The organism is Kitasatospora sp. NEAU-CNBT7, from assembly GCF_057220535.1.
Window position 1 is genome coordinate 150,376 of record NZ_JBXQQB010000004.1, and the last position, 17,476, is coordinate 167,851.

At 74.4% G+C, this 17,476-nt stretch carries 17 protein-coding genes; 4 read left to right on the top strand and 13 right to left on the bottom strand.

Annotated features, from left to right (window positions below; translation table 11 throughout):
* Positions 1-112: 112 nt before the first annotated feature.
* Positions 113-1,294 (bottom strand): acyl-CoA dehydrogenase family protein, encoded by a 1,182-nt coding sequence (locus AC2TEW_RS07420; protein ID WP_484622533.1) that lies wholly within the window; start codon positions 1,292-1,294, stop codon positions 113-115.
* Positions 1,295-1,413: 119 nt separating this feature from the next.
* Here AC2TEW_RS07420 and AC2TEW_RS07425 point away from each other — a divergent pair, with 119 nt between their 5' ends.
* Positions 1,414-1,932: a GNAT family N-acetyltransferase gene (locus AC2TEW_RS07425; protein WP_484622534.1), complete on the top strand. Its 519-nt coding sequence runs from the start codon at positions 1,414-1,416 to the stop codon at positions 1,930-1,932.
* Between the two features lie 56 nt (positions 1,933-1,988).
* Here AC2TEW_RS07425 and AC2TEW_RS07430 read toward each other — a convergent pair whose 3' ends face one another.
* From AC2TEW_RS07430 to AC2TEW_RS07445, 4 genes are all read right to left on the bottom strand, one after another.
* On the bottom strand, positions 1,989-2,339 hold the full coding sequence (locus tag AC2TEW_RS07430; protein ID WP_484622535.1) for a DUF6204 family protein: 351 nt from the start codon (positions 2,337-2,339) through the stop codon (positions 1,989-1,991).
* On the bottom strand, positions 2,332-3,072 hold the full coding sequence (locus tag AC2TEW_RS07435; RefSeq protein ID WP_484622536.1) for a TetR/AcrR family transcriptional regulator C-terminal domain-containing protein: 741 nt from the start codon (positions 3,070-3,072) through the stop codon (positions 2,332-2,334). Before AC2TEW_RS07435 ends, AC2TEW_RS07430 begins: the two co-directional genes overlap by 8 nt.
* Before the next feature lie 120 nt (positions 3,073-3,192).
* Positions 3,193-4,950, bottom strand: a complete 1,758-nt coding sequence (locus tag AC2TEW_RS07440; protein ID WP_484622711.1) for a cholesterol oxidase substrate-binding domain-containing protein — start codon at positions 4,948-4,950, stop codon at positions 3,193-3,195.
* A 187-nt stretch (positions 4,951-5,137) separates the two neighbouring features.
* A complete protein-coding gene (locus AC2TEW_RS07445) occupies positions 5,138-5,506 on the bottom strand; it encodes a hypothetical protein (RefSeq protein WP_484622537.1) in 369 nt (122 codons plus the stop codon).
* 124 nt (positions 5,507-5,630) lie between these two features.
* Here AC2TEW_RS07445 and AC2TEW_RS07450 point away from each other — a divergent pair, with 124 nt between their 5' ends.
* Positions 5,631-7,025 carry a class II fumarate hydratase gene (locus AC2TEW_RS07450; protein ID WP_484622538.1) on the top strand — a complete coding sequence of 465 codons (1,395 nt, stop codon included), beginning with the start codon at positions 5,631-5,633 and terminating at the stop codon, positions 7,023-7,025.
* Between the two features lie 103 nt (positions 7,026-7,128).
* On the opposite strand, the gene AC2TEW_RS07455 is transcribed toward AC2TEW_RS07450, so the two are convergent.
* From AC2TEW_RS07455 to AC2TEW_RS07470, 4 genes are all read right to left on the bottom strand, one after another.
* A complete protein-coding gene (locus tag AC2TEW_RS07455) occupies positions 7,129-7,572 on the bottom strand; it encodes an SPW repeat protein (RefSeq protein ID WP_484622539.1) in 444 nt (147 codons plus the stop codon).
* Positions 7,573-7,665: 93 nt separating this feature from the next.
* Positions 7,666-8,700 (bottom strand): DNA glycosylase AlkZ-like family protein, encoded by a 1,035-nt coding sequence (locus tag AC2TEW_RS07460; RefSeq protein WP_484622540.1) that lies wholly within the window; start codon positions 8,698-8,700, stop codon positions 7,666-7,668.
* Positions 8,701-8,735: 35 nt separating this feature from the next.
* On the bottom strand, positions 8,736-9,698 hold the full coding sequence (locus tag AC2TEW_RS07465; RefSeq protein WP_484622541.1) for a hypothetical protein: 963 nt from the start codon (positions 9,696-9,698) through the stop codon (positions 8,736-8,738).
* On the bottom strand, positions 9,695-10,042 hold the full coding sequence (locus AC2TEW_RS07470) for a PadR family transcriptional regulator (protein ID WP_484622542.1): 348 nt from the start codon (positions 10,040-10,042) through the stop codon (positions 9,695-9,697). The genes AC2TEW_RS07465 and AC2TEW_RS07470 overlap by 4 nt, the downstream gene beginning before the upstream one ends.
* Positions 10,043-10,169: 127 nt before the next feature.
* On the opposite strand from AC2TEW_RS07470, the gene AC2TEW_RS07475 reads away from it, so the two are divergent.
* Both AC2TEW_RS07475 and AC2TEW_RS07480 read left to right on the top strand, forming a co-directional pair.
* Entirely contained in the window at positions 10,170-10,712 is a 543-nt protein-coding gene (locus AC2TEW_RS07475) for a PadR family transcriptional regulator (protein ID WP_484622543.1), read from the top strand.
* A gap of 61 nt (positions 10,713-10,773) precedes the next feature.
* Positions 10,774-12,474, top strand: coding sequence for an acyl-CoA dehydrogenase family protein (locus AC2TEW_RS07480; RefSeq protein WP_484622544.1), 1,701 nt, complete (start codon positions 10,774-10,776; stop codon positions 12,472-12,474).
* Positions 12,475-12,551: 77 nt separating this feature from the next.
* On the opposite strand, the gene AC2TEW_RS07485 is transcribed toward AC2TEW_RS07480, so the two are convergent.
* From AC2TEW_RS07485 to AC2TEW_RS07500, 4 genes are all read right to left on the bottom strand, one after another.
* Entirely contained in the window at positions 12,552-13,904 is a 1,353-nt protein-coding gene (locus tag AC2TEW_RS07485) for a M28 family metallopeptidase (RefSeq protein ID WP_484622545.1), read from the bottom strand.
* A gap of 190 nt (positions 13,905-14,094) precedes the next feature.
* Positions 14,095-14,769 carry a Rossmann-fold NAD(P)-binding domain-containing protein gene (locus AC2TEW_RS07490; RefSeq protein WP_484622546.1) on the bottom strand — a complete coding sequence of 225 codons (675 nt, stop codon included), beginning with the start codon at positions 14,767-14,769 and terminating at the stop codon, positions 14,095-14,097.
* Between the two features lie 163 nt (positions 14,770-14,932).
* Positions 14,933-15,196: a hypothetical protein gene (locus tag AC2TEW_RS07495; RefSeq protein WP_484622547.1), complete on the bottom strand. Its 264-nt coding sequence runs from the start codon at positions 15,194-15,196 to the stop codon at positions 14,933-14,935.
* Positions 15,197-15,411: 215 nt separating this feature from the next.
* Complete coding sequence (locus AC2TEW_RS07500) at positions 15,412-17,472, bottom strand: sensor histidine kinase (RefSeq protein WP_484622548.1); 2,061 nt, start codon at positions 17,470-17,472, stop codon at positions 15,412-15,414.
* Positions 17,473-17,476 lie beyond the last annotated feature (4 nt).

Sequence of the window (17,476 nt, forward strand, 5' to 3'; positions counted from 1 at the left end):
GTCTCCTTCGGGTCACCGTGCACGCTAACGGCCCGGCCACCGCGGCGACCAGCGCTTTTCCTCGCCCCGGCCTGCGCCGGGCGCTGGTCCCGGCGCAGGCCCTGAGCCCGCGTCAGCGGTAGGCGGCCTCACCGGTGATCGCCTCGCCGAGGACCAGCGTGTGGATCTCCGAGGTGCCCTCGTAGGTGAGCACCGACTCCAGGTTGTTGGCGTGCCGCAGCGGCGAGTACGCGGTGGTGATGCCGTTGGCGCCGAGGACGGTCCGGGCCGAGCGGGCGATCTCCAGCGCGGTGCGGACGTTGTTGAGCTTGCCGAAGCTGACGTGCGCGGGCAGGCTGCGGCCCTCGTCCTTGAGGCGGCCGATCCGGACCGCCACCAGGTACGCCTTCTCCACCTCCAGCATCATCTCGACCAGCTTCTGCTGGGTGAGCTGGAACCCTGCGATCGGCCGGTCGAACTGGATCCGGGTCTTCGCGTAGTCCAGGGCGGCGGTGTAGCAGTCGCGGGCCGCGCCGACGGTGCCCCACAGGATGCCGTACCGGGCCTCGTTGAGCGAGGAGAGCGGGCCGCGCAGGCCGCGCACCCCGGGCAGCACCGCGTCCGCGGGCAGCAGCACCTCGTCGAAGGCGAGCTCGCTGGTGACGGAGGCGCGCAGCGAGAGCTTGCCGTGCACGTCGGTGGCGGTGAACCCCTTGGCGCCCTGCGGAACCAGGAACCCGCGCACGCCTTCATCGGTCTGCGCCCAGACCACCGCGACGTCGGAGACCGAGCCGTTGGTGATCCACATCTTGGAGCCGGAGAGCACCCAGTCGTCGCCCTTGCGGCGGGCCCGGGTGCGCATGTTGGCCGGGTCGGAGCCGAAGTCCGGTTCGGTGAGCCCGAAGCAGCCGATCGCCCGGCCGGCGGCCAGCTCGGGGAGCCACTGCTGCTTCTGCTCCTCGGAGCCGAAGGCGTGGATGGAGCGCATCGCGAGTGATCCCTGCACCGAGACGAAGCTGCGCAGGCCGGAGTCGGCGGCCTCCAGCTCCATGCAGGCGACGCCGTACTCGGTGGCGGTGGAGCCGGTGCAGCCGTAGCCGTCCAGGTGCATCCCGAGGACGCCCAACGCGCCCAGTTCCGGGGCGATCTCACGGGCCGGGAAGTGGCCGCGCTCGAACCAGTCGCCGATCTCCGGGCGGATCCGTTCGTCGGTGAACCGGCGCACGGTGTCGCGGATCAGCCGCTCCTCGTCGGTGAGCAGCTCGCCGACGGCGAGCAGGTCGGCCGGGTCGAGACGGTCGGGGGTGGTGGCCATGGCGGTCTCCTCGGACGGACGGCGCGGCGAGGGTGGGCCGCGGCGACGAGTATCCCGCGCCGCCGGGCGCGGACGGTACGAGATGATGCCCACAGTCGACCGACGATGGGGAGTGCGACATGCCCGTGATCACCCGCCTCGGGGCCGGGGAACTGCTGGAGAGCGCCGGGGAGCTCGGTGAGCTGCTGGCCGACGCGGTGGCCGGCGGTTCCTCGGTGGGGTTCCTCGCCCCGCTCGCCGCCGAGGAGGCGGCCGGCTGGTGGCGGGGTCTGGCGGCCGGGGTCGGGGACGGCTCGATCGCGCTGTGGGCGGCCCGCGACGGCGGACGGCTGCTGGGGACCGTCCAGCTGCGGCTGGCGCCGAGCCCGAACAGCCGCCACCGGGCCGAGCTGGCCAAGCTGATCGTGCACAGCGGTGCGCGCGGCCGGGGCCTGGGACGGGAGTTGCTCGCGCACGCGGAGCGGGAGGCGGCCGGGCTGGGGGTCAGCCTGCTGCTGCTGGACACCCAGACCGGCAGCCCCGCCGAGCGGCTGTACGCGGCGGCGGGCTGGACCAGGCTGGGCAGCGTGCCGCGGTTCGCCGCCGACCCGGCGGGCACCCTGCATCCGACCACGTTCTTCCACAAGTCACTGGTCTGAGCCCGGACGCCCCCGGGCCGGGCCGGGCCGGGACGCGCCGGGCCGGCGCCGGGCCGTCAGCGGCGGGGGCGGCGGATCTTCATGTCGTCGACACTGGTGGCGGCGGCGCGCAGCGGCCCGTGCCCGAGGCCGAGTCCGGCGAGCCGGGCGGCGGCCCGGTCGCAGGCGGTGCGCTCGGCCGTGTCGGCACCGAGGGCGGTCCCGTCCGCGTCCGCGGCGTCCTGGCCGACCACGCAGCGGAAGCTGAAGTTGCGCAGGCCCAGGTCGTAGATGAGCGTGCCCTCGTCGGTGAAGGCGGCGCTGAGCAGGTCGTGCCGGTCGGCGGCGGCGGTCAGCTCGGCGCGCCGGGCCTCGTCGAGTCCGGCGAAGACGCCGCGGACGATGACGCGGTAGGTGCGGTCACTCATGGGTGGGTTCCTGTTCCGGATCGGCTGCTTCGGGGGTGGCGGTGCGGGTCTGCTCCAGCCGGACGGCGAGCCCGTCGAGGAGCCGTTCGAGGCCGAACGCGAAGCGCTCGTCCATGGTCGGCGTGGTGAGGTCGTCGGCGAGGTCCACCAGGTTCGGGTACCTGTCGGCGGGCAGCCCGCGCAGCCGGTCACCGGCCGCGCGGGCCACCTCCGCGCGCCCGGCACCCGCTGCCTCGGCCGCGGACAGCGGGGTGATCTCCTGCAGTACGAAGCCGTGGACGTAGGCGCCGAGCAGGTAGTTGATCTGGGCGGCGTCGGCGTCGGAGAAGCCGGCCTCGCGGAGCCGGTCCAGCTGGTCCTCCATCAGCCGCAGCAGGTGCGGCCCGGGGGCCAGCCGGCCCGCCACCACCTTGGCGGCGTCACGCCTGCCGAGCAGGTGGCTGCGGTGGCGCAGGCCGTACTCGCGGAGCTGGTCGCGCCAGGGGCCCCGGCGCGGGGGCGGGACGGCGTCGGCCATCAGGGCGTCGGTGAGCAGGTCGAGCAGCTGCTCCTTGTTGCGCACGTGCCAGTACAGCGAGGCCGCCTTGACGCCGAGTTCGGCGGCGACCCGGCGCATCGACAGGCCGTTGACGCCGTCGCGTTCCAGGATCCGCAGGGCGGCCGCGACCAGGGCCTCGCGGGTGAGCGGCGGCTGCGGGGCCGCCTCCCCGCCCGTACCGTGCACCGCCGCCATCGCACCCCTCCGTCCGCTCCGGGGGCCCGGGCACCCCGCGCCGCCTAACACCGTTAGGGAGAGTCTAACAGTGTTAGGGACGGCCCGGTCGGCGCGCGGGCGTAGCGCGACGGGCGGGGCTCAGCGCAGCAGGCGGTCCAGGAAGGCGTTGGAGAACACCCGGTCGGGGTCGTGACGGTCGAGCACGGCCACCGCCTCCGCCCAGCCGCCGCCCTCACCGAGCGAGGCCGGGATCACCCGCTCCAGCACGTCCGGGTCCGCCCAGGCGCCCTCCCCGGTGTACGCCCAGCCCTTGGACCACTCGACCCGCAGCCCGGCGCGGGTGCCGTCGAAGGTGCGCAGCAGGAACTGCTCCAGCTCCCGGCAGAACCGCGGCAGGCCGGGCGTACCGGGCAGGCTGAGGATGTCCAGCCAGACGGCGGTGTCCCAGTCGGGCCGGTCCGCGCGCGGCCGCAGGGCCGACAGCAGCGGCGGCCGGGCGCCGGGCACGCCCGGGCCGTCCGCCCGGTCCAGGCCGGTGACCCGGATCTCCACCCCGCCGTTGACCGGGAACTCGCCGCGGTCCCGGTACTGCGCCAGCAGCGCCCGGTAGAACGCCGCGAACTCGGCGGCCACCCACTGGACGTCCGCCCGCCGGGCGAGCACCGCGTACCCGTTGGCGGTCACCCGCAGCGTGCTCGGGCGGACGTACTGCAGCAGGGTGCGGGACGCCCCCCACAGGTCGGAGCGCAGGCCGTCGGCGAGCAGGTGGACCAGGGCGTCGCCGCTGAGCAGGTCGCGCAGCAGCCCGCCGCCGAGCAGCAGGTCGGTGAGGTCCCCGGTGAGCCCGATCTTGGTGACCAGGTACTGCAGCTGGCCGAGCAGCGGCGCCGACCCCCAGGCACCGGCGGCGATCTCGCCCGCCAGCCGGGCCACCGGCTCCGGGATCCGGTCCGAGAACGGGTAGTTGTACGGCTCGCGGACCTCGCGGGCGGCCGCCGGCCGGGTCGGCGCCGCACTCCAGACCTTGATCCAGGGCTGCTCGGTGAACGCGAACCAGATCACCTCGACCCGGCCGGAGCCCGCCAGCAGTCCCGCCAGGGAGCGTGGGCCGGAGCCGCCGGGGGCGAGCAGTTCGGCGGCCGGGACGTCCAGCCGGCTGAGGCAGCGCAGCCGCTGGTCCTGGCCCACCCGCAGCTCGACCTCGGTGAGGAAGGCCCGGCCCAGGTGGACCAGGAAGGCGGCGGCGTCGGCCTCGGCGCGCTCGAAGGTGCGCAGCACGTACCGGTCGAGCGCCGGGTCGAGGACCACCGCGGTGAACCGGACGGTCTGGTTGCTGACGGTGCCGTAGCCGTGGCCGGGGAGCGCCGCGGCGCCGGCCGGTTCGACGGCGGTGCCGTGGCCGCCGATGGCGAGCACCCCGCCGACGGTCAGCTCGCCCGGCGCCGGGCAGGCGGCGAGGCCGAGCCCGCGGTCGGCGAGGAAGGCCAGCAGTGCCTCCATGTCGGCGCCGGTCTGCGCGCGGACGGTGGCCCCGTCGACCAGGGTCAGTGCGGTGAGGTGCCGGGTGGTGTCCAGCAGCAGCACCCGCGCGTCGGCGTCGGTGCCCGCCGGGACGGTGAGCGGCGCCCAGGTGTGGCGGTGGCCCTGGGCGCGCAGCCGCCAGCCGTTGGCGCGGGCCCAGTCGGCGAGCAGCACGACCTGCTCGGGCGAGTCGGGGGCGCAGGTCCACAGCTGGTCGGCGCGGATCTCGCCGGACCAGTTGCGGTACTCGGCGCGGTAGGGCGTCACCCCGGCGGGCAGGGCGGGCGGCAGCGGGACGGCGGCGTCCGCGCTCTCGGGCCCGAGCGTGCCGTTGAGCAGCCAGCCGGCCAGCGAGAGGGCGGCCGCGCCGGCCATCAGTCCGCGCCTGGTCAGTCCGGTGTCAGGTCCGTTGTCAGGTCCGTGCTCCACTGCTGTCCGCCCCCGTCTCGCCGCTGCCGGTGCACCGTGTCCGGTGCCGCGGTGAGGCTAGGCGAACAGCGGCCCGGGGGCGGCGCGAGACAGGCCGATCTTCATTCGTTCGAGTGATAGATCAGACGAATGGTCAGCGCTTGGCCCGGAAAGCTGCATCGGCGAAGTTGTCCCAGTGCCCGGCCGCACCGGCGGGCAGGCAGAGCCAGTCCTTCATCGGGCGCCCGCCCGCCGGATCGAACAGGTGCGCGCCGGGCAGGTGCAGCGCCTCGGCGAAGGCCGGGGTCTCCCGGCCCAGCCGGCAGACCAGCTCACCGCGGTGCAGCCCCAGGAAGGCCTTGCCGTCGGCGTCCTTCAGGCAGGGCATGCCGAACATCTGGGACCGGACGGCCCCGCGCGGGCCCAGCTCGGCCGCGATCTCGTCGAACCGGACGGCGGCCTCGGGGGCCTCCGCCGGCCCGGTCGGATCGGCCGTGCCGGTCGGTTGCGGTGTCTCGCTCACCCCGCCATCCTCCCGCACCACCGCGCCACCGGCGGGTTGCCCCGCCGAACCGGCGGACCGCCGGACCGCGGGTGGAAATATTGCGGGCGTCCGCACGGCTCGGGTGATCAGGAGGTGTCGCACGATGGGTGCTGAGGACGGGTTCAGGATCGAGCACGACTCGATGGGAGAGGTACGGGTGCCGGCCGCCGCCAAGTGGCAGGCGCAGACGCAGCGGGCGGTGGAGAACTTCCCGGTGTCCGGCCGGCGGCTGGAGCGGGCGCACATCGCCGCGCTGGCCCGGATCAAGGCCGCCGCCGCCCGGGTCAACGCCGAACTCGGCGTGCTGGACGGGCCGACGGCCGAGGCGATCGGGCAGGCGGCCGGCGAGGTGGCCGAGGGGCGCTGGGACGAGGAGTTCCCGGTCGACGTGTTCCAGACCGGCTCGGGCACCTCGTCCAACATGAACGCCAACGAGGTGATCGCCACCCTGGCGACCGAGCGGCTGGGCCGCCCGGTGCACCCCAACGACCACGTCAACGCCAGCCAGTCCTCCAACGACGTCTTCCCGTCGTCCATCCACATCGCGGCCGCCGCGGCCGTCACCGGCGAGCTGATCCCCGCGCTGGAGCACCTGGCGGCGGCGCTGGAGCGGCGCTCGGCCGAGTTCTCCGACGTGGTCAAGGCGGGCCGCACCCATCTGATGGACGCCACCCCGGTCACCCTCGGCCAGGAGTTCGGCGGCTACGCCGCGCAGGTCAGGTACGGGGTGGAGCGGCTGGCCGCGACCCTCCCCCGGGTCGCCGAACTCCCGCTCGGCGGCACCGCCGTCGGCACCGGGATCAACACCCCGCCGGGCTTCGCCGCCGCCGTGATCGCCGAACTCGCCCGGACGACCGGGCTGCCGCTGACCGAGGCCCGCGACCACTTCGAGGCGCAGGGGGCCCGGGACGCGCTGGTCGAGCTGAGCGGACAGCTGCGGACGGTCGCGGTCGGCTTCACCAAGATCGCGAACGATCTGCGCTGGATGGGCTCCGGCCCCCGCACCGGCCTCGGCGAGATCAACCTGCCGGACCTCCAGCCGGGGTCCTCGATCATGCCCGGCAAGGTCAACCCGGTGCTGCCCGAGGTGGTGCTGATGGTGGCGGCCCAGGTGATCGGCAACGACACCACCGTCACGGTGGCCGGCGCCAGCGGCAACTTCGAGCTGAACGTGATGCTCCCGGTGATCGCCCGCAACCTGCTGGAGTCGGTGCGGCTGCTGGCCAACAGCGCCCGGCTGCTGGCCGACCGCACGGTCGACGGCATCACCGCCAACGCCGGCCGGGCCCGGGAGTACGCCGAGTCCTCGCCCTCGGTGGTCACCCCGCTCAACCGCTTCATCGGGTACGAGGAGGCCGCCAAGGTCGCCAAGCAGTCGCTGGCGGAGCGCAAGACCATCCGTCAGGTGGTGCTGGAACGCGGCTACGTCGACCGGGGCCTGCTCACCGAACAGGAGCTGGACCGGGCCCTGGACGTGCTGCGGATGACCCACCCCTAGCGCGCGGGGTGCCCGTCACGCGCGAAACCCCGGGGCCGGGCCCCGGGCAGACCGCCGGCCGGTGCGGGCCACCACGTCACGCACCGGCCGGGGCGCTTTTCACTCAGCTGCCGCCACCGCGGCGCATCGGGGAACCGGCCATGGAGATCGCTCCCAGCGACAGGCAGATCATCAGACCGCCGACGACGAGGTTGGTGAGGATCGTCCGGAAGACGGCCTCACTGCCCACCGTCCACCAGGGGGCGACACAGGTCCAGGCACCGATGGCGAGGCAGGCCCAGGCACGCGCGTGGGTGCGCTCGTAGGCCGAGCCGTAGCCCGCCATCAGGACGGTGAAGGCCAACCCGAGAACCAGGTTGCTGATGGTCAGCGCGGAGAAGCCGGAGAATCCGACCACCCACGGGGAGATCGCCAGGAAGAGACCGGTCACCAGGGCCAGTGCCTCAACGCCCTGGGCGCGCGGCGTGGCCGCGGCCCGCTCGTAGTGCTCACGCAATTCCAGGATGTCCGGGTGGTGCTCCATGCCCATGGGCAACTGGGTCGACACCGGGACCACCTCCTCGATCGAGACTGGCAGGCGCCCTGTAGCTACCCGATCCTGGACGGATATAACACTTATTCGCACTTTATGTCCGATTTTTCATGCAGGGTCCTCCAGCCGGAGCGCCCGCGGCTCGCCGAGGAAGGCCCCGACCGCCTCCGCCTCGGCGTCCAGGCCCCGGCGGACGCCCCGCGGCAGCGCCTCGAACGGCTCCACCAGCAGCTCGCCCCGGGTCGTCCGCCAGGTCCCCAGCACCCGGCCGTCGGCCACCAGCGCGGGCCGGACCACCCCGCCGCCGGCGTTGATCCGCTTCGCCCGCGCCGGGTCCAGCATCAGCCCCCGCGAGCGGTAGCCGAGCAGGTAGCCGTCGTACGGACCGAGCAGCCGCACCAGCGGCGGACCGGCCGGCGGCGGCGCCGCGCCCGGCAGCGCGGACAGCCCGGGCAGCGCCTCCACCGCCCCCGCCGCCGCGAAGGCCGCCCGGGCCGCCGCCTGCGGCAGGCCCGACCAGGCCGCGAAGTCGGCCGGGGCGGCCGGACCGAAGGCACCCAGGTAGCGGCGGGCCAGGTCCCCCGCGGTGAGCTCCCCGCCCGGCGGCAGCGGCCGGTAGCCGGGTTCGCGCGGCGCCACCTCCGCACCCCGGCAGAGCACGCCGTGGGCCGCGAGGAAGGCGGTCAGGTGCGCGGGGGCCTGGCCCTTCGGCTCCACCGGGACACCGTGCGCGCGCAGCGCGGCGACCAGTCCCGCCCGGTCGGGCGAGGGGTCCAGCAGCCCGGGGGCGACGGCGAGCGCCCGGGCGCACAGTTCCTCGGTCAGCCCGAGCTCCCGGCGGCGGCGGGCGCCGCCAGCCAGCAGCCGGTCCCGGTACAGCGCCAGCAGCCCGGCGGCGTCCCCGGCGGGCACCAGGTGCAGGGTCCCGCGCATCAGCCAGGTGGCGACCACCTCGCCGGCGGCGTACGCGGCCTGCACGGCGGCCGGATCGTCCAGGCCGCGGGCGCGCAGCGCCAGCCGGACGGCGCCGGCGTCCTGGGCCTGGACGCCGGCGCAGCGGCGGGCGATCTCCGCGACCCCTGACGGGCCGTCGGCGAACTGGGCGTGCATCCGCCACCGGAGCAGTTCGGCATCGTCGGTCATCCCGCCATCCTGCCGGTCGGCGGGGACCGCCGGGCTCAGGCCGGTTCGATCGGCTCCGCGCCCATCGCCCGGCGGACCAGGTGGACCACCCCGCCGACCGCCGCGGCGCCGCCGATCAGCACCACGAACGCCGCGCCCGCCCACTCCACCGGGACGCGCAGCGGGAGGTACTCCAGCAGCCAGGGCGCCGTCCCGAGTGCGATGCCGGCGCCCCGGAGCAGGTCGGGCCGCCGGGCCGACAGGTGTGCCAGCAGCAGTGCCGCCGCCACCGCGAACGACCAGATGGGCACCAGGGCCGGCACCGACCGCCAGTACACCCCCAGCAGCGGCGCGTTGAACGTGCCCACCGCGGCGAGCGGCAGACCGGCCGCGAGGGCGAGGCCGGTGACCTCCCACCGGCCCCGGCGGCCGGTGTCGACCAGGTCCGGCGGGGCGAGCAGCACCAGCGCGGCCAGCAGGGCGATCCGGCCGAACTCGCCGTACATCCGCCAGGCGTTCCCGAGTATCAGCCACCAGGAGACGGCGTCGGTCAGCAGCCCCAGGACGGCCGCCCTGCGGGCCGGCTTCCACCGGCCCATCGCGGCACACAGCAGGGCCACGATCCAGGGCGCCACCAGCGCCACGTAGAAGCCGAGGCCGATCGCGGCCCACCGGGGCCGGGTGGCCGCGTGGGAGAGGGCCTCGGTGACCGCGTCCAGGTACGACACCTGCTCGAACAGGCACTGCCCCACCGCGAGCGCCAGCGCGACCGGGGCGGCGGCGGCCAGGATCCGGCCCGCCGGATGGGCCGAGCTGATCCGCAGCCGCAGGCGCAGGGCGTGGGAGGCGAGGTCGAGGCGTTCGCGCAGGACCGCGCGGCGGCCGAGCCCCTCGGTGGCCTCGGCGAAGGTGGCGGCGATGTCCTCGCCGTACAGCTCGCGGTAGCGGGCCGGGTAGAGGCCGATCAGCCGCCGGCCGGCCTGCGGGGTGCGCTGCTCCGGGATGTGCTGCTCGTTCACGCGTTCGCTCCGCTCGGGCGCAGCCGGGCGGCGCCGAGGCGCCGTTCGGCCTCCAGGACGGCGAGCCGCAGCCGCCTGGTCTCCTCGGTCAGTAGTTCCTTGCCCTGGTCGGTGAGGGCGAAGGTGCGGCGCAGCCGGCCGCCGACCACCTGCTCACCGTCGATCCGGACCAGCCCCTGCTGGAGCAGCCGGTCGAGCGCGGTGTAGAGGGTGCCGGTCCGCAGCCGGGTGCGGCCCTCGGAGATGGCCAGCACCTCCTGGATGATCGCGTAGCCGTGCCGCGGGGCGTCGGCCAGCGCGGTGAGTACGAGCCGGGTCGGCTCCTGCACTTGACGGTCTGTCATGTGGACGAGCATAGGCCCACCATCGCCATATGTCGATGATCTACCCATGCAGGCCCGAGGGTGAGCTGCGTCTCAACCCGGGCGGGCCCCGTTGCCTATGCAACTCGTTGCATAGCAAGATGCGGCCATGGCACTGGAGCACGCGATCCTCGTCTCGCTACTGGAGCAGCCCGGCTCCGGCTACGAGCTGGCGCGCCGGTTCGACCGGTCGATCGGCCGCTTCTGGACCGCCACCCACCAGCAGATCTACCGGGTGCTGCGGCGGATGGAGACGGACGGCTGGATCGCCGCCGAGGAGATCGCCCAGGACGGCCGGCCCGACAAGAAGGTCTACTCCGCGGCCGGCCCCGGCCGGGCCGCGCTCTCCGGCTGGCTGCGCGAGCCGGTCGAGCCGGAGACCGTCCGGCACGAGCTGGCCGTCAAGATCCGGGCGGCCGCCTTCGACGACCCGGGCGCGCTGATCTCCGAGGTCGAACGCCACCGGGAGTCGCACGCCGCGCTGCTGGCCCGCTACCTGGCCGGCGAGCAGCGGGACTTCCCGGCCGGCACCGTCCTCGACACCCGCCAGGAACTGCAGCACGTGGTGCTGCGCGGCGGCATCGAGTACGAGCGGATGACCCTCGCCTGGCTGGACGACGTGCTCGCCACCCTGCACCGCCTCGCGCACTGAGCCCGGAGCCCGAGGCCCACCGAACCCCGCCCCCGAACCCTCGACCCCCAGGGAAGCCACCATGCTGTTCAACCCGCGCTCCTACGACCCCGTGCAGTTCGACGAGCCGACCCGCAGGCTGCTGCGCGCCACCGTGGACTGGTTCGAGTCGCGCGGCAAGAAGACCCTGATCGACAGCTACATCGACCGCACCTGGTACGCGGACTTCCTGGAGTTCGCCGCCAAGGAGGGGCTGTTCGCGGAGTTCCTGACGCCCGCGTCCGCCGACGGCACCAAGCGCTGGGACACCGCCCGCAACGCCGAGCTGAACGAGATCCTCGGCTTCTACGGCCTCGGCTACTGGTACACCTGGCAGGTCACCATCCTGGGCCTCGGCCCGGTCTGGCAGAGCGAGAACGAGGCCCTCCGGGCCCGCGCCGCCGAACTGCTGGCCGAGGGCCACGTGATGGCGTTCGGCCTGTCGGAGCGCACCCACGGCGCGGACATCTACTCCACCGACATGATCCTCACCCCGGACGGCGACGGCGGTTTCACCGCCACCGGCTCCAAGTACTACATCGGCAACGGCAACGTGGCCGGCCTGGTCTCGGTCTTCGGCCGCCGCTCGGACGTCGACGGCCCCGAGGGCTACGTCTTCTTCGCCGCCGACAGCCGCCACGAGGCCTACCACCTGGTCAAGAACGTGGTGAACGCGCAGATGTACGTCAGCGAGTTCCGGCTGGAGGAGTACCCGGTCCGGGCCGAGGACGTGCTGCACACCGGCAAGGCGGCCTTCGACGCGGCGCTGAACACCGTCAACGTCGGCAAGTTCAACCTCTGCACCGCCTCGGTCGGCATCTGCGAGCACGCGATGTACGAGGCGCTCACCCACGCCCACAACCGGGTGCTGTACGGCAAGAAGGTCACCGAGTTCCCGCACGTGCGCCGGGAGCTGACCGACGCCTACGCCCGCCTGGTGGCGATGAAGCTGTTCAGCGACCGGGCGGTGGACTACTTCCGCACCGCCTCGCCGGAGGACCGCCGCTACCTGCTCTTCAACCCGATGACCAAGATGAAGGTCACCACCGAGGGCGAGAAGGTCATCGACCTGATGTGGGACGTCATCGCGGCCAAGGGCTTCGAGGCGGACACCTACTTCGACAAGGCCGCCAAGGACATCCGCGGCCTGCCGAAGCTGGAGGGCACGGTCCACGTCAACCTGGCGCTGATCCTCAAGTTCATGGGCAACTACCTGTTCAACCCGGCCGAGTACGCGCCGGTGCCGACCCGGCTGGACGCCGCGGACGACGAGTTCCTGTTCCGCCAGGGCCCGGCCCGGGGCCTGGGCGCGATCCGCTTCCACGACTGGCGGACGGCCTACGACGCGCACGCGGACATCCCGAACGTGGCCCGCTTCCGCGAGCAGGCGGACGGCTTCTGCGCGCTGCTGCTCTCGCACGCGCCCAGCGCCGAGCAGCAGCAGGACCTGGACTTCCTGCTGGAGATCGGCCAGCTGTTCGCGCTGGTCGTCTACGGCCAGCTGGTGCTGGAGCAGGCCGAGCTGACCGGCCTCGACGCCGATGTGCTGGACCAGGTCTTCGACGCCCTGGTGCGGGACTTCTCCGCGCACGCCACCGAGCTGCACGGCAAGGCGTCCACCACCGAGGAGCAGGCCGCCTGGGCGCTGGCGCACGTGCGCCGCCCGGTCGCCGACGCCGGGCGGGCGGCCCGGGTCTGGTCGCAGGTCGAGGCGCTCTCCGGCGCCTACGAGATGCAGCCGTAGCGTTCCGCGCGGCCGGCCGGCGCACGGCCGCGTGGGGGTGCCGGGACTGCTCCCGGCACCCCCACGCGCGCCGCCGGTCAGAAGGTCAGTTTCCAGCTGTCGAGGTAGCCGGTGTCCTGCGCGGCCACGTCCTGGACCTTGAGCTTCCAGGTGCCGTTGGCGGCCTCGCCGGACGCGTTCACCGAGTAGGTGGTGATCACGTTGTCGGCGGAGTCGTTGGAGCTGGAGTTCTTCAGCCGGTACGCGGTGCCGTCCGGGGCGACGAGGTCGATCACCAGGTCGCCGCGCCAGGTGTGCTTGATGTCGACGCCGACCTGCAGCGCGGCGGGTGCGTTGCCGCTCACCCCGGTGACGGTGACGGACGAGGTCACCGCGGCCCCCGCGTCGGGGATGGCGAGGTCGGCGGTGTTCTCGAAGACCGTGCCGGTGGGCGGCGTGGTGGTGCCGGTGCCCAGGGTCCAGACGGCGTGCGCGATGGCGTCGCTCATCCGGTCCAGCACGGTGTCGTTGATGTTCGCCGAGGTGTCGCAGGACGCGTGGTAGCAGCGGTCGAAGGCCTGGCCGGAGGTGCCGCCCCACTTGGCGGCCTGGGCGCTGGTCTTGATGTAGTCCGCGCCGCTGAACAGGCCGCCGACCGGGATGCCGGCGTTCTTGAACGGCGAGTGGTCCGAGCGCCCGTCGCCCTCGGTCTCCGGTTCGGTGGCGACGCCGAGGCCGGCGAAGTAGTCCTTGAACAGCGAGTCCAGCCGGGTGTCGTCGTCGTAGACGAAGTAGCCGGGGTTGGGTGAGCCGATCATGTCGAAGTTGAGGTAGGCCTCGATCTTCGAACGGTCGCTGCTGGAGAGGCCGTTGACGTACTTGCCGGAGCCGACCATGCCGGCCTCCTCGGTGCCCCACCAGCCGAAGCGCAGGTGCTTCGCGGGCTGCAGACCGGCCCGCGAGACGGCCAGCGCGGTCTCCAGGATGCCGGCCGAGCCGGAGCCGTCGTCGTTGATGCCCGGGCCGGCGGTGACCGAGTCCAGGTGCGCGCCGACCATGATGGTGTGCGCGGTGTCGCCGCCCGGCCAGTCGGCGATGACGTTCCAGCTGGTGGCGCCGTTGTAGGTGTAGGACTGCAGCACGGTGGTGAACCCGGCGGCGTCCAGCTTGCCCTTCACGTAGTCGGCGGAGGCCTTGTAGCCGGCCCGGCCGTGGGCGCGGTTGCCGCCGTTCGCGGTGGCGATGGACTGGAGCTGGGCGAGGTGCGCCTTGACGTTGGCGACCGGGATGTCCGGTGCGGCCAGGACGCCCTGACGGGGCGCCGGGCTGGCGGAGGCGCCGCCCGGGACGAGGAGGGTGGCGGCGGCAGCGGCGGCGGCCGCGACTGCGGCCACGGCGGAGCGGCGGACACGGGATCGCCGTATCGCACGCCGCACGGCGGGCTCGGACATGGAGGGCTCCGGATTCTGGTGGGGCAGAACTGGACCGGGACAGCACGCGTCGGCCGCGCGCCGATTGGGGTGCGGCGCAGCGGGACGGCACTAACTTGACGCGACCATGATGATTGAGCGAAGCAAAGCTTTCGTCAAGGGGCACCGGGCCCGGCCCGCCTGAGGGACCGTCCGCGACCCGGCCCGGCGGCTACTGCCCGCCGAGGCGGTTGATCTCCCGGGTGGACAGCACGCGCTCGCTGTCGCCGTGCACCGCCACGGCGAGCATCGCGCGGCCCACCGTGTCGGTGGCGGTCACCCAGCCGGGGACCAGCCGCCGCAGTACCGGGAACAGCGGGGCCGTCACCGCGTACCCGGCGCGGTACCAGCCGGTGCGCGACCGGGCACCGTGCCGGGGCTGGATGAAACCGGGCCGGAACATGTAGGTGTCCGGCCCCAGCGCGATCAGGTCGTTCTCGGCCCGTCCCTTCACCCGGGCCCACATGGCCCGCGAACGCCCCGTCCGGTCGGTGCCCTCGCCGGTCACGTAGGTGAAGGTCAGCCCGGGGTTTCGGGCCAGCAGCACCCGCGCCGCGGCCAGCGGGTAGTCGTACGAGACCCGGGTGTAGGCCCGCTCGTCCATCCCGACCGAGGAGACCCCGAGGCAGTAGAAGCAGGCGTCCAGCCCGGCGAGCCGGTCACCGAGCGGGGCCAGGTCGGTGAAGTCGGTCAGCGCCGCCTCGGTCAGCTTGGGGTGCGAGTGGCCGAGCGGGGACCGGACCACCGCGAGCACGCCCGCCACCCGGTCGTCCAGCAGGCACTCGCGCAGCACGCCCTGGCCGACCATGCCCGACGCACCGAAGACGACGACCTGCAGTCCGCTCACAGCTGCGCTCCCCTGGGTGGCCGGTGGGCCGCCCCGCGGCGGCCCACCCCGATCCTGGCACCGCCGCCGGGCGGCAGCGACCCCGCCCCCGGCACGCCGGGGCCCGGCCGGTACGCGCTCGCGCACCGGCCGGGCCGGGTCGGGGGGCCTCAGGGGGAGGCGGTCACTTGGTGGGATGGCCCGCTCCGGCGGTGCAGCCGCCGCCGTGCGGGGTCGTGGTGCCGTCGGCGGGCGCGGTCGCGGGCGCGGTCCCGTCCCCGGTCTGCCGGGCGCCGGGCTGCGGCGGACGGCCGCCGCCACCGCCCGGCGGGGTGTCCGGATGGCCCGGACCACCCTCCTCGACCGGCTGCGGCGTCCGGGTGGCGGTGGTCCGCCACACACCGACCGCGGTCGCCAGCGCCACCGTCCACAGCGCCGCCCGGCCCATGCCTCTGCCTCTGCCTCTGCCTCTGCCTTTCGCGTGCATCTCGGTACCTCCGGGTTCCCCGCCCACCCGCGAACAGGCGGGCGAATCGGTCCAGCCGTTCCCCCCTCTGCACCGAATATCCCCGGCGGACCGTCCCGGCCGCATGGGACCGTGGTCCCCAATCCCGCCGGGACCCGCCGCGGAGCCGCCCGGCCGGACGGCCCGACGGCCGGTGGTCAGTCGACCGGGTCGGGCACCGCGGTGCGCGGGATGGTCGCGGTCACCACCGCGCCGGTGGCGTCGTTCGCCGCCGTGAACAGGCCGCCGAGCTCCTCGGCCCGCTCCGCCATCGAGCGCAGGCCGACCCCGGCGTCCGACCCGTGGCTCGGGAACCCGGCGCCGTTGTCCCGGGCCGAGATCAGCACCCGGTCCGCCTCGACCCGCAGGCTCAGCGTCGCGCTGGTCGCCCCGGAGTGCCGGACCACGTTGTTCAGCGCCTCCCCGCTGATCCGGTACACCGCCACCTCCACCGCCGCCGGCAGCTGCGGCAGCGGATCCGGGTCCAGCTCCACGCTGACCCGCAGGGTGCGCCCGTCGAGACCGCCGGCCAGCCGGCGCAGCGCGCCGTCGAGGCCGCAGGTCCCGAGGGCGGCGGGCGCCAGCCCGTCGGTGATCCCGCGCAGCTCCTTGACGGCGCCGCCGATGCCCTCGGACGCCGCCAGCAGCGACCCGTCCAGTGCGGAGCCGGGGGCCGCCGCCGAACGGGCGGTGTCCAGCCGGAGCCGGACGGCGGACAGCGCCGGGCCGAGACCGTCGTGCAGGTCGCGCCGCAGCCGGCGGCGCTCCTCCTCGCGGGCCAGCACGATCCGCTTGCGGCTGGCCTGGAGCTCCTCGTACAGCCGCAGCGAGGCGATCGCCGGGGCGGCCTGGTCGGCGAGGAAGCCGAGCACCTCGCGGTCCTGCCGGTCCAGGCCGCCGCGGCCGGGGCGCGGGGCGACGTGCAGTTCGCCGATCCCGGCGCCCTCGAAGCGCAGCGGCAGCCGCTCGGCGTCCGGCGGGCAGTGCCCGACGGCGGCGACCTCGCTGCGTCCGCCGGCGGTGACGATGGTGACCCGGGCCCCGGGGACGCCGAGCGCGCCGACCACGGTGGAGCACAGCAGCCCGGGGGCGTCGCCGGGGTCGACGGCCAGGCTCAGCCGTTCCGCCAGCCGGCGGACCACCTGGTACGGATGGGCGCGCCGGCCGTAGTAGTACCGGTCGACGGCGTGCAGCACCCAGCCGGCCGCCGGGCGCAGCAGCACCCCCATCACCAGGGCCGCGAAGGCCAGCCAGCGGGCGTCCGCGGTGGCGGCGGCCGGCAGCAGGCGGTACATCAGGTAGCCGAGCACCGCATTGGCGAGGACCAGCAGGGAGACCAGCACGAAGGCGGCCATCACCCGCCGGGTCGAGCGGTCCAGGTAGGCCGAGCGGTCGCCGGCGAAGGCGAAGGCCACGCCCACCGCCCAGGAGGCCGCGCCGAGGTAGAACAGCCAGCGCCCGTCGAAGTCCAGCGGGTACGGCAGGAAGACCGCGGCCAGCCAGATCAGGTACGGGATCAGGATGCCGAGCATCCGCAGGTGCGGCCGGCGCGAGCGGTACCAGCGGACGGCGGCCACCAGCAGCATGGCCAGCGCGACGGCGGGCGCCTCCCAGACGTCCACCGAGCCGAACAGCGAGCCCAGCCGGTCGTGCAGGGCGGCCCAGCCGCCGTGCCCGAGCGGGTTGTCCAGGCCGTACCAGTCGGCGGTGCCGGCCACCAGGTAGTACTCGTGGGCGGCCACCCAGAGCACCAGCAGCGGGAACAGGAAGCTCCAGCGGCCGGACGGCAGCCGGCCCGACGGCAGCCACAGCGGCAGCGCGTAGACGGTCAGCGCGTAGGCGATGTCGGAGGCGAGCACCAGCACGGTGAGCGCGTCGACCACCACCGGGCCGGCCCCGGCCAGGGCGGCGGCCAGCAGGGCGAGCATCCGCAGGGAGTGCAGCAGACCGGCGGCGAGGAAGACCGAGCCCGGGCCGTGCAGGGTGCGGTGCACCATGAGGAACAGCCCGACCAGCGCGAAGCAGACGTCGACGGCGACCAGCAGCCCGTCGTCGACCAGGTACGGCCCCACCCGTGGATCGCCGAGGTGGGTGAGGGCGAGGACCACCCAGCAGAGCGCGGCCAGGATGGTGGTCCCGCAGATCCAGAACGCCGCGTCGAGCCGGCGGTCCCTGGTGATCTCGGCGGGGGCGGGGGCGGGGGCGGGGTGCCGGCTCATCGGG

Bases quoted from the DNA above. Each gene is read 5' to 3' on its own strand.
- AC2TEW_RS07425 (WP_484622534.1), top strand. From the start codon at position 1,414: ATGCCCGTGATCACCCGCCTCGGGGCCGGGGAACTGCTGGAGAGCGCC.
- AC2TEW_RS07500 (WP_484622548.1), bottom strand. From the start codon at position 17,472: ATGAGCCGGCACCCCGCCCCCGCCCCCGCCCCCGCCGAGATCACCAGG.
- AC2TEW_RS07480 (WP_484622544.1), top strand. From the start codon at position 10,774: ATGCTGTTCAACCCGCGCTCCTACGACCCCGTGCAGTTCGACGAGCCG.
- AC2TEW_RS07435 (WP_484622536.1), bottom strand. From the start codon at position 3,072: ATGGCGGCGGTGCACGGTACGGGCGGGGAGGCGGCCCCGCAGCCGCCG.
- AC2TEW_RS07420 (WP_484622533.1), bottom strand. From the start codon at position 1,294: ATGGCCACCACCCCCGACCGTCTCGACCCGGCCGACCTGCTCGCCGTC.
- AC2TEW_RS07470 (WP_484622542.1), bottom strand. From the start codon at position 10,042: ATGACAGACCGTCAAGTGCAGGAGCCGACCCGGCTCGTACTCACCGCG.
- AC2TEW_RS07475 (WP_484622543.1), top strand. From the start codon at position 10,170: ATGGCACTGGAGCACGCGATCCTCGTCTCGCTACTGGAGCAGCCCGGC.
- AC2TEW_RS07450 (WP_484622538.1), top strand. From the start codon at position 5,631: ATGGGTGCTGAGGACGGGTTCAGGATCGAGCACGACTCGATGGGAGAG.
- AC2TEW_RS07485 (WP_484622545.1), bottom strand. From the start codon at position 13,904: ATGTCCGAGCCCGCCGTGCGGCGTGCGATACGGCGATCCCGTGTCCGC.
- AC2TEW_RS07430 (WP_484622535.1), bottom strand. From the start codon at position 2,339: ATGAGTGACCGCACCTACCGCGTCATCGTCCGCGGCGTCTTCGCCGGA.
- AC2TEW_RS07460 (WP_484622540.1), bottom strand. From the start codon at position 8,700: ATGACCGACGATGCCGAACTGCTCCGGTGGCGGATGCACGCCCAGTTC.
- AC2TEW_RS07495 (WP_484622547.1), bottom strand. From the start codon at position 15,196: ATGGGCCGGGCGGCGCTGTGGACGGTGGCGCTGGCGACCGCGGTCGGT.
- AC2TEW_RS07440 (WP_484622711.1), bottom strand. From the start codon at position 4,950: ATGGCCGGCGCGGCCGCCCTCTCGCTGGCCGGCTGGCTGCTCAACGGC.